The organism is Kosakonia sacchari SP1 (assembly GCF_000300455.3).
GTDB lineage: Bacteria > Pseudomonadota > Gammaproteobacteria > Enterobacterales > Enterobacteriaceae > Kosakonia > Kosakonia sacchari.
In genome coordinates, this window is record NZ_CP007215.2 from 4,056,232 (window position 1) to 4,071,200 (window position 14,969).

Consider the following 14,969-nt stretch of genomic DNA (forward strand, 5'->3'; position numbering starts at 1 on the left):
ACCATTCATCATCCGAATACGAAGTTGTCCAGTAATTGATCCATTTTTGCAACATCGTCTGTCATTGCAACAGACATAAATCAGGACAAAATACTGCTAGAAAAAAACAGAGCAGAATAACCAAACGTTTTCACCGCTGGATGATTCTGCCCAATGGTTAATGGCTACATACCGACACCAGAAGCTCTTCCATCCATTGATGGCCCTTATCTCTGCCTGCGGCTTCGTGCCAGGAGAGATAACATGTTCGACTCTTGAGATCCAACGGTAGCGGCAACATCGCTAAATCCAGCCCTTCCGCAAATGTCTTCACTAACCAGCGCGGTGCAATCGCTACCAGATGTGTTTGCGAGACCACGCTTAATACGCTGGTCAGCGCCATCCCCTGGTAAGCGATACAACTGCGTTTATCTACGCTGTCATACCATGGCTGGCTAAATGACGCGTATCGGTCCAGCGAAACCACTGCATGCTGTTCTCTGAAAACGGCGTTTTCTGTGGTGAGCGTATTAAGGCGGGGATGCTGATGGCTGACGACCAGCACCATTTCATCATTAAATAGCGGGATACATGAAAATTCCGGTCGGCGGAACTCTTCGTAGCCAATCACAAACTCAATTTCCTGATAACGCAACTGGTGCTCGGTGCTGTGATTAAGATCGGATTTAAACACCAAATTAATACCGGGGGCGATTTTCTCCACGCTATTGTAAATTGCTGACGTTAAAAGATTATCCAGCGGGCTGCAAACGCAGAGATTAAATACCCGTTCGCTACTAAGCGGATCGAATCCGGAACCGGGCAGTTCATTTTGCACCAGTTGCAGCGCCTGGCGGATAGAACCAAAAAGTTGATATGAACGTGCGGTTGGTTGGATCCCACGACCATAGCGAACAAAAAGTTCGTCATTAAACATGACCTTAAGACGCGCAACAGCATTACTCACTGCGGGCTGGGACATTCCCAGAGCATGTGCCGCGCGGGTGATATTTTGCTCCTGCATTACTGCATCAAAAACAGTCAGTAAATTGAGATCGACAGAACGTAACTGCGGTTTCCCCTCTTCATTAATATGCTGATTATAAACGTCTTCACCAGGTATTTTGCAATCCGTCGTCATCATGAACTCCCTCGACCTGCGTAATAATAATATTCAGGAAGATGATTTATCACGCATATAGCATTATTAGAAGTACGGTTTGACAAATTAGGAATATATAAAGCTCCTATTTTATTTTCATAGCGCATGAAATTTACTATTTCATCTTAAATCAATGGAGCGCTTCATATATTTTTACGCTGGCAAACATTCTGTAATCTCAATAAAAATATATCTCTATCGCTGTTTTTCTTAACAACTCAATCGACGATTCACTTCGCTTTTACGCAAGACGTTAAATAATGCATTACGCCAGATACACACGGTCATTCGTAAGCATGAAAAACGCATTTTCGTTACACGGACAGAATTATTAACTAAAGCGCAACAAAATAATCAGCGCTCTTCAGACGCGCTTTTCAGACGAGGGGTTGACATTAACTTACGTATCCAGTACCACTAAAAGCATATCGCATTCACCTGGAGCATGATTCATGATTCGCAACGTCGGTTTCGCTGGTCTACTACTACTAAACGCATCTCTCGTGCGCGGTAGACCGGTGGGCGACATTCTGAGTTGAATCGTCCTTCCAGTTAAGACTAAGAACCCGCGCCTTGGCGCGGGTTTTTTTATGCTCGTAGCGAGGCGACCTAAGAGACAAAGGACCTAAACCATGAGCCAGCAAGTCGTTATTTTCGATACCACATTACGTGATGGTGAACAGGCGTTACAGGCGAGCCTGAGCGTGAAAGAGAAGCTGCAAATCGCCCTGGCGCTGGAGCGTATGGGCGTCGATGTGATGGAGGTGGGTTTTCCAGTCTCTTCCCCGGGCGATTTTGAATCCGTACAAACCATTGCGCGCCAGGTGAAAAACAGCCGCGTTTGCGCCCTCGCCCGCTGCGTCGAAAAAGATATCGACGTTGCAGCGGAATCATTAAAAGTTGCCGAAGCGTTTCGTATCCACACCTTCATCGCCACCTCGCCGATGCATATCGCTACCAAGCTGCGCAGCACGCTGGATGAAGTGATCGAACGTGCAATCTATATGGTTAAACGCGCCCGCAACTATACCGACGACGTGGAATTTTCCTGTGAAGATGCAGGCCGCACCCCGATTGCCGATCTGGCGCGCGTCGTTGAAGCCGCTATCAATGCCGGTGCGAAAACCATCAACATCCCGGACACCGTCGGCTACACCATGCCGTTCGAGTTCGCCAATATTATCTCCGGGCTGTACGAGCGCGTTCCGAACATCGATAAAGCCATTATCTCTGTTCACACCCATGACGATTTAGGCTTAGCTGTGGGCAACGCCATCGCCGCAGTCCATGCTGGCGCGCGCCAGGTAGAAGGCGCAATGAACGGTATCGGCGAACGTGCCGGTAACTGCTCGCTGGAAGAGGTGATCATGGCCATCAAAGTGCGCAAAGACATCATGAACGTGCACACCCAAATCAATCACCATGAAATCTGGCGTACCAGCCAGACCGTCAGCCAGATTTGCAATATGCCGATTCCGGCGAACAAAGCGATTGTTGGCACCGGCGCATTCGCCCACTCCTCCGGTATTCACCAGGATGGCGTGCTGAAAAACCGCGAAAACTACGAAATCATGACCCCGGAATCCATCGGCCTGAACCAGGTTCAGTTGAACCTGACTTCCCGCTCCGGCCGCGCTGCGGTGAAACACCGCATGGAAGAGATGGGTTACAAAGAAGCCGACTACAACCTGGATAACCTGTACGACGCTTTTCTGAAGTTGGCGGATAAAAAAGGCCAGGTCTTTGATTACGATCTGGAAGCGCTGGCATTCATTAATAAACAGCAGGAAGAGCCAGAACATTTCCGCCTGGATTACTTCAGCGTGCAGTCCGGCTCCAACGATATTGCCACCGCGTCCGTGAAGCTGGCATGTGGCGAAGAGATCAAAGCCGAAGCCGCTAACGGCAACGGCCCGGTCGATGCGGTCTACCAGGCCATTAACCGCGTGACGGCCTATGACATCGAGCTGGTGAAATACGATTTGAGCGCCAAAGGCCAGGGCAAAGACGCGCTGGGTCAGGTTGATATCGTGGTCAACTACAACGGTCGTCGTTTCCACGGTGTCGGTCTGGCGACCGACATTGTGGAATCCTCCGCCAAAGCGATGGTGCACGTGCTGAACAATATCTGGCGCGCCGCTGAAGTCGAAAAAGAGTTGCAACGCCAGGCTCAGAACAAAGAAAACAACAAGGAAACCGTGTGATGTCGAAGAATTATCATATTGCTGTGTTACCGGGTGACGGTATTGGCCCGGAAGTGATGACACAAGCCCTGAAAGTACTGGAAGCCGTGCGTAACCGTTTTGGTATGCGTATTTCCACCAGCCATTATGATGTCGGCGGCATTGCCATCGATCGTCACGGCAATCCGCTGCCGCAGGCCACGGTTGAAGGCTGCGAACAAGCCGATGCGATTCTGTTCGGCTCTGTCGGCGGGCCGAAATGGGAAAATCTTCCCCCTGCGCAACAGCCAGAGCGCGGCGCGCTGCTGCCGCTGCGTAAACACTTCAAACTGTTCAGTAACTTGCGCCCGGCAAAACTGTATCAGGGGCTGGAAGCATTTTGTCCGCTACGCGAAGACATCGCCGCCAACGGCTTCGACATTCTGTGCGTGCGTGAACTGACCGGCGGCATCTACTTCGGTCAACCGAAAGGCCGCGAAGGCAGCGGTCAGCATGAAAAAGCGTTTGATACCGAGATCTATCACCGTTTTGAAATCGAGCGCATTGCGCGTATCGCGTTTGAATCAGCGCGTAAACGCCGCAAGAAAGTCCACTCGATTGATAAAGCCAACGTGCTGCAAACCTCGCTGCTGTGGCGCGAAATCGTCAACGAAATCGCCGGTGAATACCCGGACGTTGAACTGGCGCACATGTATATCGACAACGCCACCATGCAGCTGATTAAAGATCCGTCCCAGTTTGACGTGCTGCTGTGCTCCAACCTGTTCGGCGACATTCTTTCCGACGAGTGCGCCATGATAACCGGTTCAATGGGCATGCTGCCTTCCGCCAGCCTGAACGAACAAGGTTTTGGTCTGTATGAACCGGCCGGTGGCTCCGCGCCGGATATCGCCGGGAAAAATATCGCCAACCCGATTGCGCAGATCCTGTCGCTGGCGCTGCTGCTGCGCTACAGCCTGAATGCAGGCGACGCGGCGGACGCCATCGAAGGCGCTATCAATCGTGCATTAGAAGAAGGCGTGCGCACCGGCGACTTAGCCCGTGGCGCTGCCGCTGTCAGTACCGATGAGATGGGCGACATCATCGCTCGTTATGTCGCCGAAGGGGTGTAATCATGGCTAAGAGTTTGTACGAAAAGTTGTTTGACGCCCACGTGGTCTATGAAGTGCCGAACGAAACCCCACTGTTGTATATCGACCGTCACCTGGTGCATGAAGTGACATCACCACAGGCGTTCGACGGGCTGCGCGCGCACCACCGTCCGGTACGCCAGCCGGGTAAAACCTTCGCGACGATGGATCACAACGTCTCGACGCAAACCAAAGATATCAACGCCTCCGGCGAGATGGCGCGTATTCAAATGCAGGAGTTGATCAAAAACTGCAAAGAATTCGGCGTTGAGCTGTACGACCTGAACCACCCATATCAGGGTATCGTCCACGTGATGGGGCCGGAACAGGGCATTACCCTGCCGGGCATGACCATCGTGTGTGGCGACTCCCACACCGCCACGCACGGCGCGTTTGGCGCGCTGGCTTTCGGTATCGGTACATCCGAAGTGGAACACGTTCTGGCGACGCAAACCCTGAAACAGGGTCGCGCCAAAACCATGAAGATTGAAGTCAAAGGTACGGCCGCACCAGGGATCACCGCGAAAGATATCGTGCTGGCAATCATTGGTAAAACCGGCAGCGCCGGCGGAACCGGGCATGTGGTTGAGTTTTGCGGCGATGCCATCCGTGCGCTGAGCATGGAAGGCCGTATGACGCTGTGCAATATGGCCATTGAGATGGGCGCTAAAGCCGGTCTGGTCGCTCCCGATGAAACCACTTTTAACTATGTGCAGGGCCGTTTGCATGCGCCGAAGGGCAAAGACTTCGATGATGCGGTGGCTTACTGGAAAACACTGCATACCGACGAAGGTGCGGTTTTCGACACCGTCGTCACGTTGCAGGCCGAAGAGATCGCCCCGCAGGTGACCTGGGGCACCAACCCGGGCCAGGTCATTTCCGTGACCGATATCATTCCTGATCCGGCCTCGTTTGCCGATCCGGTTGAGCGTGCTTCGGCGGAAAAAGCGCTGGCCTACATGGGGCTGAAACCCGGTGTACCGTTAACGGAAGTGGCTATTGATAAAGTCTTTATCGGCTCCTGTACCAACTCACGCATTGAAGATTTGCGCGTAGCGGCGGAAATAGCCAAAGGGCGTAAAGTCGCGCCGGGCGTGCAGGCGCTGGTCGTGCCGGGTTCCGGCCCGGTGAAAGCGCAGGCGGAAGCCGAAGGTCTCGACAAAATATTTATTGAAGCCGGTTTTGAGTGGCGCTTGCCGGGCTGCTCCATGTGCCTGGCCATGAATAACGATCGCCTGAATCCGGGTGAACGTTGCGCATCAACCAGTAACCGTAACTTTGAAGGCCGCCAGGGCCGCGGCGGCCGCACGCATCTGGTCAGCCCGGCGATGGCTGCTGCTGCCGCCGTGACCGGCCATTTCGCTGATATTCGCAGCTTGTAAGGAGAACAACCATGGCAGAGAAATTTACCCAACATACCGGCCTGGTGGTTCCGCTGGATGCCGCGAATGTGGATACCGACGCGATTATTCCGAAGCAGTTTTTGCAGAAGGTTACGCGCACCGGTTTTGGCGCCCATCTGTTTAACGACTGGCGTTTTCTGGATGACAAAGGCCAACAGCCGAACCCGGAGTTCGTGCTGAACTTCCCACAATACAAAGGCGCGTCGATTTTGCTGGCGCGGGAAAACTTCGGCTGCGGTTCGTCACGTGAACACGCGCCGTGGGCGTTGACTGATTACGGTTTCAAAGTGGTGATTGCGCCAAGTTTCGCCGACATTTTCTACGGCAACAGCTTTAACAACCAACTGCTGCCGGTAACGTTGAGCGATCAAGAAGTGGATGAGCTCTTTACGCTGGTGCAGAGCAATCCGGGCATTACCTTTGAAGTGGATCTGGAAGCCCAGGTAGTGAAAGCGGGCGGGAAGTCTTACAGCTTCTCGATTGACGCCTTCCGCCGCCACTGCATGTTGAACGGTCTGGACAGCATTGGTCTGACATTACAACACGACGATGCCATCGCCGCTTACGAAAACAAACAGCCCGCTTTTATGCGCTAGTGCATACAAGGCCCGGTCTCCGGGCCTTTTTCGCTTACACATCTTTAACGCGGCTGGTCAGCCACAGCGTTACCACCGAAATCGCCGCAATGCCGATATAAACCGCGCCGTGACCATAGCTTTGCGCCAGCGCGCCCTGAATCACCCCGGCTAGGATCACACCGGTCGAAATACTGTTGGTAAATAGCGTTGTCGCCGAACCTGCCCGCCCTGGCATTAGATCCTGAAACCACAACATGCCAATCCCGGCGATAATGCCGATAAACACCGCATTAAACAGTTGCAGGGAAAGTAACGCCGTCTGGCTGTGGAAAAAAATCAGGCCGATGTAGAACAGCACACCCGCCGCGACAGCGGTGACCATCATGCGCCGTTTGCCAATACGTTTAACAAAAAATCCTGCCAGGATCATCGCTGGGATCTCCAGCCCTGCCGCTGTACCCATTAAAATCCCGGCCAGTTTGTTGGGCAACCCTAATTCCAGGCTGATCCACAGCGGCATATCAATGATGTACATGGTGTTGCAGGTCCACATCAGCGTGGAGGCAATAAACAGCATGCGTACATTTTTATCGCTCCAGCCGCTGACCTGCGTCACCGCCACGTCGGCGGGTTGTTCAACACGCGCCACCGAAGGCAACCAGAACGCCACCAGCACCAGGCTGATAACAAAAATCCCGGCGGCAATGGAAAACATAGCGGTAAAGCCATAATTCAGCGCCAGCATAAACGCCAGCGGTGGGCCAATCACCCACGCCAGCGAGAGTTGCGCACGCATGACAGAACTGAACATCACCACTTCGCGTGCGGAACTGTCCGCATACTCGCGCGCCAGTGCGAAAAGCTGCGGCATGGCGGTATTTGCCAGCGACGCCAGCAGCACACCGCAGGTGATAAGCGTCAGATAGTGGCGGTTAAAGGCGAATAACAGCGCATTGCCCACTGCCATCAGGCAACAAAAGAGGATCAACTTGCGCCTGTCGCCCTGGTTGTCGGATCGTTTTGCCAGCCCAAGGCTGACAGCGATCCCGGCAATGGCGTTGACGGTATAAAACAGCCCGACCCAGAACGGCTCAGCACCCACTTCCCGGCTCAGAAACAGGCTGAGCGTCGGTGCCTGTAGCGCTCCGGCAACTCCCATCATAAAGGCGACGATCATAAAAGCGACGTAAACGCCATTAAGGCGGCGTCCCATCGTCATTAACCAGAGCATGGAGATTTCCTTGTTAAAACGGGAAAAAGTGAAAGCCTAAAAGGCGCCCGCCAGCATAAACGAAAAAAGCCAGCAAAAAACGTTTTGCTGGCGGGTGCATTCGCACTTAATACTCAGTCACACATAATGTCGGCGATTCAGTCCTTCGAGACCGGCGTTGTCACTTCCCACTGCATCAGCTCTTCCAGCATTTTCAGGCGCTGGCGTGCGCTCAGACGAGCGAGCCAGCCCGCATCCTGCGTGGCGCGAAAATAGTCCAGATAAAACCGTCGTAGGGATGATCTCTGCATATGACCTCCTCGCTTTCATCGCAGAGAAGTATTGGCTTAATATAGGGATAAATAAATTGCTGAGTTTTCATCAGGAGTTCCCCTTTTATGTCGTCCGGCCGCCTGCAACAACAGTTCATCCGTCTGTGGCAATGCTGCGATGGGAAGTCACAAGAAACCACACTCAACGAGCTGGCGGAGCTGCTTAGCTGTTCTCGCCGCCACATGCGCACCTTGCTTAACACCATGCAGGCGCGCGGCTGGCTGACATGGGATGCGGAAGCCGGCCGCGGCAAACGTTCGCGGCTCACCTTCCTTTATACCGGCCTTGCACTCCAGCAACAGCGCGCCGAAGACCTGCTGGAGCAGGATCGTATCGATCAACTGGTGCAACTGGTCGGTGATAAAAAGGCGGTGCGTCAGATGCTGGTTTCGCATCTCGGCCGCAGTTTTCGCCAGGGGCGACATATCCTGCGGGTGCTTTACTACCGTCCACTGCGTAACCTGCTGCCAGGTAGCGCATTGCGTCGTTCCGAAACCCATATAGCGCGACAAATCTTCAGTGCGCTAACGCGCATAAATGAGGAAAACGGGGAACTGGAAGCGGATATTGCTCACCACTGGAAGCTGATTTCCCCTTTGCACTGGCGATTTTATTTACGCCCCGGCATTCATTTTCACCATGGCCGCGAGCTGGAAATGAGCGATGTGATTGCTTCTCTGGAGCGCGCCACCGCCCTGCCGCTCTATTCGCACATCTACGAAGTACTCTCACCGACGCCCTGGACGCTGGATATTCATCTCAGCCAGCCAGATAACTGGCTACCGTGGTTGATGGGTCATGTGCCCGCCATGATTTTGCCGCGTGAATGGAACACGATGAGCAACTTCGCCAGCCAGCCGATTGGCACCGGCCCTTACGCGGTGACGCGCAATACCACTAACCAGCTAAAAATCCACGCCTTTGATGACTACTTCGGCTTTCGTGCCTTGATCGATGAAGTCAACGTCTGGGTGTTGCCGGACCTGAGCGATGAACCGACCAGCGGCCTGACACTTGAAGGGCCAACCGACGGCGAAAAAGCGGTGGAAAGCCGCCTCGAAGAGGGCTGTTATTACCTGCTGTTTGATGCGCGTTCCAGCCGTGGCGCGAATCCGGCGGTCAGAGAGTGGGTCAGCCATGTGCTCTCGCCCACCAATCTGTTGTGGCACGCCAATGAGCAGTATCAGCGTTACTGGTTCCCGGCTTACGGCCTGCTGCCGCGCTGGCACCATGCGCGCCCCGGCAGCGGTGAGAAACCGGCCGGTCTGGAAACGCTCACCATCACCTTCTACCGCGAACACAATGAGCACGAAGCGCTTGCCCGCACCATGAGCACGCTGCTGGCCGAACACGGCGTGAAGCTTATCGTGCAGGAAGTGGATTATGACGAATGGCACCGGGGCGAAGCCGGGAGCGATATCTGGCTCAACAGCGCCAATTTCACGCTGCCACTGGATTTTTCGGTGTTCGCCAACCTCTACGAAGTGCCGCTGCTACAGCACTGTATTCCGCTCGACTGGCAGGCGGATGTAGCAAAATGGCGCAACGGGGAGATGAATCTTGCCGTCTGGTCGCAGCAGTTGCTCGCCAGTAAAGCCATCGTACCGCTGATCCACCACTGGCTGAGGATTCAGGGACAGCGCACCATGCGCGGGCTGCGCATGAACACGCTGGGCTGGTTCGACTTTAAATCCGCCTGGTTTGCGCCACCGGATCCATAAGGCTTTCGCATTTTTTACCAAATCATTACAATAGCGGCGTTCTCAACGGGGTGCTGCGCCATGCGCGTGTGCTGAGAAATACCCGTCGAACCTGATCCGGATAACGCCGGCGAAGGGATTTGAGGCTGACTCTCAAAATCCTTTGCCACCCATTTTGAGGTGCAAAGTGTTAAAAAAATCACTGCCGTTCCTGCTGCTGATCGCAGCGCCTGTTTTTGCAAAACCCGTTCTGACCGTTTACACCTACGACTCCTTTTCTGCTGACTGGGGGCCAGGGCCTGCGGTAAAAAAAGCCTTTGAAAGCGACTGCAACTGCGAGCTGAAATTCGTGGCGCTGGAAGATGGCGTTTCGCTGCTTAACCGCCTGCGCATGGAAGGCAAAAACAGTAAAGCCGACGTGGTGCTGGGGCTGGATAACAACCTGCTTGAAGCTGCGACACAAACCAAACTGTTCGCCAAAAGCGGCGTCGCTACCGATGCGGTTAACGTGCCGGGCGGCTGGAAGAACGACACGTTTGTACCGTTCGACTACGGCTGGTTCGCGTTTGTCTACGATAAAAATAAACTGAAAAACCCGCCGAAAAGCCTGAAAGATCTGGTCGAAAGCGATCAGAAATGGCGCGTTATCTATGAAGATCCACGTACCAGCACGCCAGGCCTCGGCCTGCTGCTATGGATGCAGAAAGTCTATGGCGACAACGCGCCGCAAGCGTGGCAGAAACTGGCGGCCAAAACGGTCACCGTCACCAAAGGCTGGAGCGAAGCTTACGGCTTGTTCCTGAAAGGGGAAAGCGACCTGGTACTGAGCTACACCACCTCTCCGGCTTACCACATTATTGAAGAGAAGAAAGATAACTACGCGGCGGCGAATTTCAGCGAAGGTCACTATTTGCAGGTGGAAGTTGCCGCCCGTACCGCAGCCAGTAAACAGCCGGAACTGGCGGAAAAATTCCTGAAATTTATGGTGTCACCCGCGTTCCAGAACACTATCCCGAGCGGTAACTGGATGTACCCGGTGAGCAATGTCGCTTTACCGGCAGGCTTCGACCACCTGGTGAAACCGCAAACCTCGCTGGAATACTCTTCGCAGGAGGTAGCGAACCAGCGCGCAACATGGATTAATGCATGGCAACGCGCCGTCAGCCATTGATTGCTGGCTGGCTGCTGCCCGGCCTCACCGCCGCCACGTTGATGGTGGCGGTGGCGCTGGCCGCATTTCTGGCGCTGTGGCAAAACGCCCCGTTCAGCGGGCTGGCTGATTTTTTACAAGACAGCTACCTGTGGCATGTGGTGCGTTTCTCCTTCTGGCAGGCGTTTCTCTCCGCGCTGCTCTCTGTCGTACCGGCGATTTTCCTTGCCCGCGCGCTCTATCGGCGGCGTTTCCCTGGTCGTCTCGCCTTGCTACGCCTGTGCGCCATGACGCTGATCCTGCCGGTGCTGGTCGCCGTGTTCGGCATTCTCAGTGTGTATGGTCGCCAGGGCTGGCTGGCAACGCTCTGGCACGCGCTTGGCGTGGAGTGGACATTCTCGCCGTATGGCTTACAGGGCATTCTGCTGGCGCACGTCTTTTTTAATTTGCCGATGGCCTCGCGCCTGCTGCTACAAACGCTGGAGCAGATCCCTGGCGAGCAACGGCAACTGGCCGCACAGCTTGGTATGCGCGGCTGGGCATTCTTCCGTTTTGTCGAATGGCCGTGGTTACGTCGTCAGATCCCGCCAGTCGCCGCGCTGATTTTTATGCTCTGCTTCGCCAGTTTCGCCACCGTGCTGTCGCTGGGTGGCGGGCCGCAGGCTACCACCATTGAACTGGCAATCTACCAGGCGCTCAGCTTCGATTTTGATCCCGCCCGCGCGGCAATGCTGGCGCTGATCCAGATGATCTGCTGCCTCGGGCTGGTGCTACTGAGCCAACACATGAGCAAAGCGATCGCCGTGGGCAGTCATCAGATTACTGGCTGGCGCAACCCGGAAGATCGGCTGTTCAGCAAGACCGCAGATATCATATTGATTGGGCTGGCTTTGTTATTACTGCTGCCGCCGTTGCTGGCGGTGATTGTCGATGGCCTCAATCTGAGCCTGGTGAAAGTGCTGGCCGAGCCTGTGTTGTGGCAAGCGGTATGGACATCACTGCGCATCGCTCTGGGCGCGGGGCTATTGTGTGTCGTGCTGACCATGATGCTGTTGTGGAGCAGCCGGGAGTTACGCGCGCGCCAGCTAACCATGGCTGGGCAAGCGCTGGAAATCAGCGGCATGCTGATCCTCGCGATGCCGGGGATCGTGCTAGCGACGGGCTTCTTTCTGCTGCTCAATAACAGCATTGGCCTGCCCACTTCCGCCGATAGCATCGTCATTTTCACCAATGCGCTGATGGCCATTCCTTATGCGCTGAAAGTGCTGGAAAACCCAATGCGCGATCTGACTTCCCGCTACAGCATGTTGTGCCAGTCGCTGGGAATGCACGGTTTTCAGCGCCTGCGCGTGGTCGAACTGCGCGCGTTGAAACGCCCGCTGGCCCAGGCGCTGGCGTTTGCCTGCGTGCTGTCGATTGGCGATTTCGGCGTGGTCGCCTTATTTGGTAATGACGACTTTCGCACGCTACCGTTTTATCTCTATCAGCAGATTGGGTCGTACCGCAGCCAGGATGGCGCAGTGACCGCGCTCATCTTGCTGCTGCTGTGCTTTTTCTTATTCACCGTGATTGAAAAACTTCCGGGCCGCCATGCTAAGACTGACTGATGTCACCTGGCTTTATCACCATCTGCCAATGCGCTTTCCCCTCTCTGTTACCCAGGGCGAGCAGATTGCCGTTCTCGGCCCAAGCGGCGCGGGAAAAAGCACGCTGCTAAATCTGATTGCCGGGTTTCTCACCCCCGCCAGCGGCACAATCACCATCGCGGGCGAGGATCACACGCACACGACGCCCTCGCAGCGCCCGGTATCGATGCTGTTTCAGGAAAATAACCTCTTTACTCATCTCACTGTGCGGCAAAACATCGGGCTGGGGTTAAACCCGGGTCTGAAGCTGAATAGCGACCAGCAGCATAAACTTGAGCAAATCGCCGAAACGATGGGGCTGGAATCACTGCTGGCGCGCCTGCCGGAGCAACTTTCCGGCGGTCAGCGTCAACGCGTGGCACTGGCGCGCTGCCTGGTGCGTGAACAGCCGGTGTTACTGCTTGATGAACCGTTTTCCGCACTCGACCCGGCGCTGCGCCAGGAGATGCTCGCGCTGGTGCAGGATGTGTGCCGACGCCAGCAGTTAACGCTGTTGATGGTGTCGCACAGTGTGGAGGATGCGGCGCGGATTGCCGAACGTTCGCTGGTGATTGCCGACGGGCGCATTGCCTGGGATGGCAACACGGACGAGCTGCTCAGCGGCAAATCGTCCGCGTCTGGTTTGCTGGGTATTCGCGGTCAGTGACCGCGAACAACATCGCCTAAAATGTTGAGGTAAATCGGCATCAGCGGATGCTGTGCCAGCGCGACCGCCGCCGCGACAGCGACGACCAGTGTGCCCGGTGCCAGCCACAGCAGGCGGCGACGTGGCAGGTAGTTTGTCAAACGGTCAACACCGGATTTCCCCGCACGCCATAACCGCCAGCATAACCAGCAGGCCAGCCATAGCAGCAACGCGGTCAGCAATAACAGCCATTTGAAGTTACCGCTTTGCATATCGGCGGGGATATCAATTGCCGCACCGGCCAGAATACCGGGTAGGAAATAGAACGGCGGCCACAGCAGGCAGCCAACAATATTCGGCGGTAAAAACTTGCGGATGGGCAGATCCAACATCCCGGCGACCATCGGGATCAGCGGGCGCGTCGGCCCGACAAAACGCCCAACCAGAATGGTAAATACGCTGTGCTGATGCAACGCGTGTTCGGTTTTATCGAGCAGCGCTTTGTTCTTTTTCATAAACGACCAGCGGTGCAGCGGCCCTTTAAAACGCCAGCCCAGCCAGAAGGAGATCCAGTCGCCGAGCAGGCAGCCAACAATCCCCGCCAGCCACGCATGCCAGAAGTTCACTTCACCGCTGCCGATAAGCGCCCCGAGCGCCGCCATCATTACCGTGCCGGGTAAAATCAGCCCGACTAACGCCAGCGACTCAAAAAACGCCACCAGCATAATCGCCACCAGCGAATACGTGGCAGATTGGGTAATAAAGTGTTCCAGCAACGCTTCCATAAGGTGTCCTGTTCAGAATGAACGCTGGATTCTCCGGAGGTCATCCACGAGCGTCAAGCTTTCAATTATCTGAAAATTTTACCGGTTATGTCACATTGCAGAACCTTTCATTGCCATTCTTTACCTTTTATTCACATCCCGCGCGGAATTCACTGGGGCTGGCACCGGTGCATTTTTTAAAAACCCGCGAGAAATAGAGCTGATCGTCAAAGCCAACATTGCGCCCTACGCTGGCAATAGGCATTCGCGTGGTGCTAAGCAGTAATTTTGCCTGGCTGATGCGCTGATCCTCGCGCCAGCTCAGCACACTCACGCCCAGTTGCTGACGAAAAAGGTGGGACAAGCGCGAAGGCGACAAGCAGACGTGCTGGGCAACGCTTGCGATATCAAAATGGTTATCCGCCAGGTGATCGCTAATGTACTGGCAAGCGTCGCGCACGCGGTTATCCAGCGGCGGGTGCAGCGATTCGTTAATCGCTTCCATGCGCCGCAGCAGCAACTGCTCCAGCAGATTTATCGCCAGATGTTCCGCATAGCGTCCAACGCTTTGCCCGGCATCGATAATTTGCGCGAAAAGCTCGCGAAAACGCTCCATATGCGCGTCATCAGGGCGGTAAAAACCGGTTTGAGCGAACAGGGTCGGCCAGTTCAGCCACTCGTGCCAGTAGGCGCGCGGACGGAAGTAAACCCACTGGTGATACCACTCGGTGGCGTCAGGATGACGTCCGTAGTGGTGAATTTCACCCGGCGGGAAAAGCAGAATATCGCCAGGGCGGCAAACAAACTGCTTGCCGTGGTTCATCACCACACCCTCGCCGCGCACGGTGAGATTCAGGATATAGCCCTTCATGCCTAGCGGCCTGTCGATAAAAAAATCGAGATAACCGTCGGCTTCAATGGGGGTCAGCCCCGCCACCAGGTGCGCATTAAACGAGTACCCTGGCAGCAGTGGATCGTTCTGTGATTCAGCCATAAACGCAATACTCCCGTACCTGGTAAAGAAACCAATTGTCCATATTGAGAATCCCGTCATTCCTCAGCCGCCCGCAGGCAAGAGGCATAAACACGCCAATTGTCTAATCCCG

At 54.9% G+C, this 14,969-nt stretch carries 14 protein-coding genes and 1 riboswitch; of the genes, 9 read left to right on the forward strand and 5 right to left on the reverse strand.

Going from position 1 to position 14,969, the window contains the following annotated elements; translation table 11 throughout:
* Positions 1–157: 157 nt before the first annotated feature.
* Positions 158–1,120, reverse strand: coding sequence for a transcriptional regulator LeuO (leuO, locus tag C813_RS42160; protein ID WP_017457916.1), 963 nt, complete (start codon positions 1,118–1,120; stop codon positions 158–160).
* A gap of 473 nt (positions 1,121–1,593) precedes the next feature.
* Here leuO and leuL point away from each other — a divergent pair, with 473 nt between their 5' ends.
* From leuL to leuD, 5 genes are all read left to right on the forward strand, one after another.
* Positions 1,594–1,680 carry a leu operon leader peptide gene (gene leuL / locus C813_RS47705; protein ID WP_110093646.1) on the forward strand — a complete coding sequence of 29 codons (87 nt, stop codon included), beginning with the start codon at positions 1,594–1,596 and terminating at the stop codon, positions 1,678–1,680.
* A gap of 93 nt (positions 1,681–1,773) precedes the next feature.
* Positions 1,774–3,345 (forward strand): 2-isopropylmalate synthase, encoded by a 1,572-nt coding sequence (leuA, locus tag C813_RS42165; protein WP_017457915.1) that lies wholly within the window; start codon positions 1,774–1,776, stop codon positions 3,343–3,345.
* Positions 3,345–4,436 carry a 3-isopropylmalate dehydrogenase gene (leuB, locus tag C813_RS42170; RefSeq protein ID WP_017457914.1) on the forward strand — a complete coding sequence of 364 codons (1,092 nt, stop codon included), beginning with the start codon at positions 3,345–3,347 and terminating at the stop codon, positions 4,434–4,436. Before leuA ends, leuB begins: the two co-directional genes overlap by 1 nt.
* A 2-nt stretch (positions 4,437–4,438) precedes the next feature.
* The gene (leuC, locus tag C813_RS42175) at positions 4,439–5,836 is read left to right on the forward strand and encodes a 3-isopropylmalate dehydratase large subunit (protein WP_017457913.1); all 1,398 of its coding nucleotides are present in this window, start codon (positions 4,439–4,441) and stop codon (positions 5,834–5,836) included.
* Between the two features lie 11 nt (positions 5,837–5,847).
* Entirely contained in the window at positions 5,848–6,453 is a 606-nt protein-coding gene (gene leuD, locus C813_RS42180; RefSeq protein ID WP_017457912.1) for a 3-isopropylmalate dehydratase small subunit, read from the forward strand.
* 34 nt (positions 6,454–6,487) lie between these two features.
* Here leuD and C813_RS42185 read toward each other — a convergent pair whose 3' ends face one another.
* Positions 6,488–7,666, reverse strand: a complete 1,179-nt coding sequence (locus C813_RS42185; RefSeq protein WP_017457911.1) for a sugar efflux transporter — start codon at positions 7,664–7,666, stop codon at positions 6,488–6,490.
* Positions 7,667–7,803: 137 nt separating this feature from the next.
* A complete protein-coding gene (sgrT, locus tag C813_RS46580; RefSeq protein WP_017457910.1) occupies positions 7,804–7,956 on the reverse strand; it encodes a glucose uptake inhibitor SgrT in 153 nt (50 codons plus the stop codon).
* Between the two features lie 87 nt (positions 7,957–8,043).
* On the opposite strand from sgrT, the gene sgrR reads away from it, so the two are divergent.
* The 4 genes from sgrR (at position 8,044) to thiQ (ending at position 13,120) form a co-directional block, all read left to right on the forward strand.
* On the forward strand, positions 8,044–9,699 hold the full coding sequence (sgrR, locus tag C813_RS42190) for an HTH-type transcriptional regulator SgrR (protein WP_017457909.1): 1,656 nt from the start codon (positions 8,044–8,046) through the stop codon (positions 9,697–9,699).
* A gap of 36 nt (positions 9,700–9,735) precedes the next feature.
* A riboswitch (TPP riboswitch) is annotated at positions 9,736–9,835 on the forward strand.
* Positions 9,836–9,865: 30 nt separating this feature from the next.
* Complete coding sequence (gene thiB, locus C813_RS42195) at positions 9,866–10,849, forward strand: thiamine ABC transporter substrate binding subunit (protein WP_017457908.1); 984 nt, start codon at positions 9,866–9,868, stop codon at positions 10,847–10,849.
* Positions 10,825–12,435 (forward strand): thiamine/thiamine pyrophosphate ABC transporter permease ThiP, encoded by a 1,611-nt coding sequence (gene thiP, locus C813_RS42200; protein WP_017457907.1) that lies wholly within the window; start codon positions 10,825–10,827, stop codon positions 12,433–12,435. The genes thiB and thiP overlap by 25 nt, the downstream gene beginning before the upstream one ends.
* Entirely contained in the window at positions 12,419–13,120 is a 702-nt protein-coding gene (gene thiQ / locus C813_RS42205; protein WP_017457906.1) for a thiamine ABC transporter ATP-binding protein ThiQ, read from the forward strand. The genes thiP and thiQ overlap by 17 nt, the downstream gene beginning before the upstream one ends.
* On the opposite strand, the gene C813_RS42210 is transcribed toward thiQ, so the two are convergent.
* Entirely contained in the window at positions 13,114–13,884 is a 771-nt protein-coding gene (locus C813_RS42210; protein WP_017457905.1) for a DedA family protein, read from the reverse strand. The genes thiQ and C813_RS42210 overlap by 7 nt on opposite strands.
* Before the next feature lie 127 nt (positions 13,885–14,011).
* On the reverse strand, positions 14,012–14,857 hold the full coding sequence (araC, locus tag C813_RS42215; protein ID WP_017457904.1) for an arabinose operon transcriptional regulator AraC: 846 nt from the start codon (positions 14,855–14,857) through the stop codon (positions 14,012–14,014).
* Between the last annotated feature and the right edge of the window lie 112 nt (positions 14,858–14,969).

Coding starts and splice junctions, on each gene's coding strand:
- leuL (WP_110093646.1), top strand. CDS start 1,594: ATGATTCGCAACGTCGGTTTCGCTGGTCTACTACTACTAAACGCATCT.
- leuC (WP_017457913.1), top strand. CDS start 4,439: ATGGCTAAGAGTTTGTACGAAAAGTTGTTTGACGCCCACGTGGTCTAT.
- C813_RS42210 (WP_017457905.1), bottom strand. CDS start 13,884: ATGGAAGCGTTGCTGGAACACTTTATTACCCAATCTGCCACGTATTCG.
- C813_RS42185 (WP_017457911.1), bottom strand. CDS start 7,666: ATGCTCTGGTTAATGACGATGGGACGCCGCCTTAATGGCGTTTACGTC.
- leuB (WP_017457914.1), top strand. CDS start 3,345: ATGTCGAAGAATTATCATATTGCTGTGTTACCGGGTGACGGTATTGGC.
- leuA (WP_017457915.1), top strand. CDS start 1,774: ATGAGCCAGCAAGTCGTTATTTTCGATACCACATTACGTGATGGTGAA.
- thiQ (WP_017457906.1), top strand. CDS start 12,419: ATGCTAAGACTGACTGATGTCACCTGGCTTTATCACCATCTGCCAATG.
- araC (WP_017457904.1), bottom strand. CDS start 14,857: ATGGCTGAATCACAGAACGATCCACTGCTGCCAGGGTACTCGTTTAAT.
- leuO (WP_017457916.1), bottom strand. CDS start 1,120: ATGACGACGGATTGCAAAATACCTGGTGAAGACGTTTATAATCAGCAT.
- leuD (WP_017457912.1), top strand. CDS start 5,848: ATGGCAGAGAAATTTACCCAACATACCGGCCTGGTGGTTCCGCTGGAT.
- thiP (WP_017457907.1), top strand. CDS start 10,825: ATGGCAACGCGCCGTCAGCCATTGATTGCTGGCTGGCTGCTGCCCGGC.
- sgrT (WP_017457910.1), bottom strand. CDS start 7,956: ATGCAGAGATCATCCCTACGACGGTTTTATCTGGACTATTTTCGCGCC.
- sgrR (WP_017457909.1), top strand. CDS start 8,044: ATGTCGTCCGGCCGCCTGCAACAACAGTTCATCCGTCTGTGGCAATGC.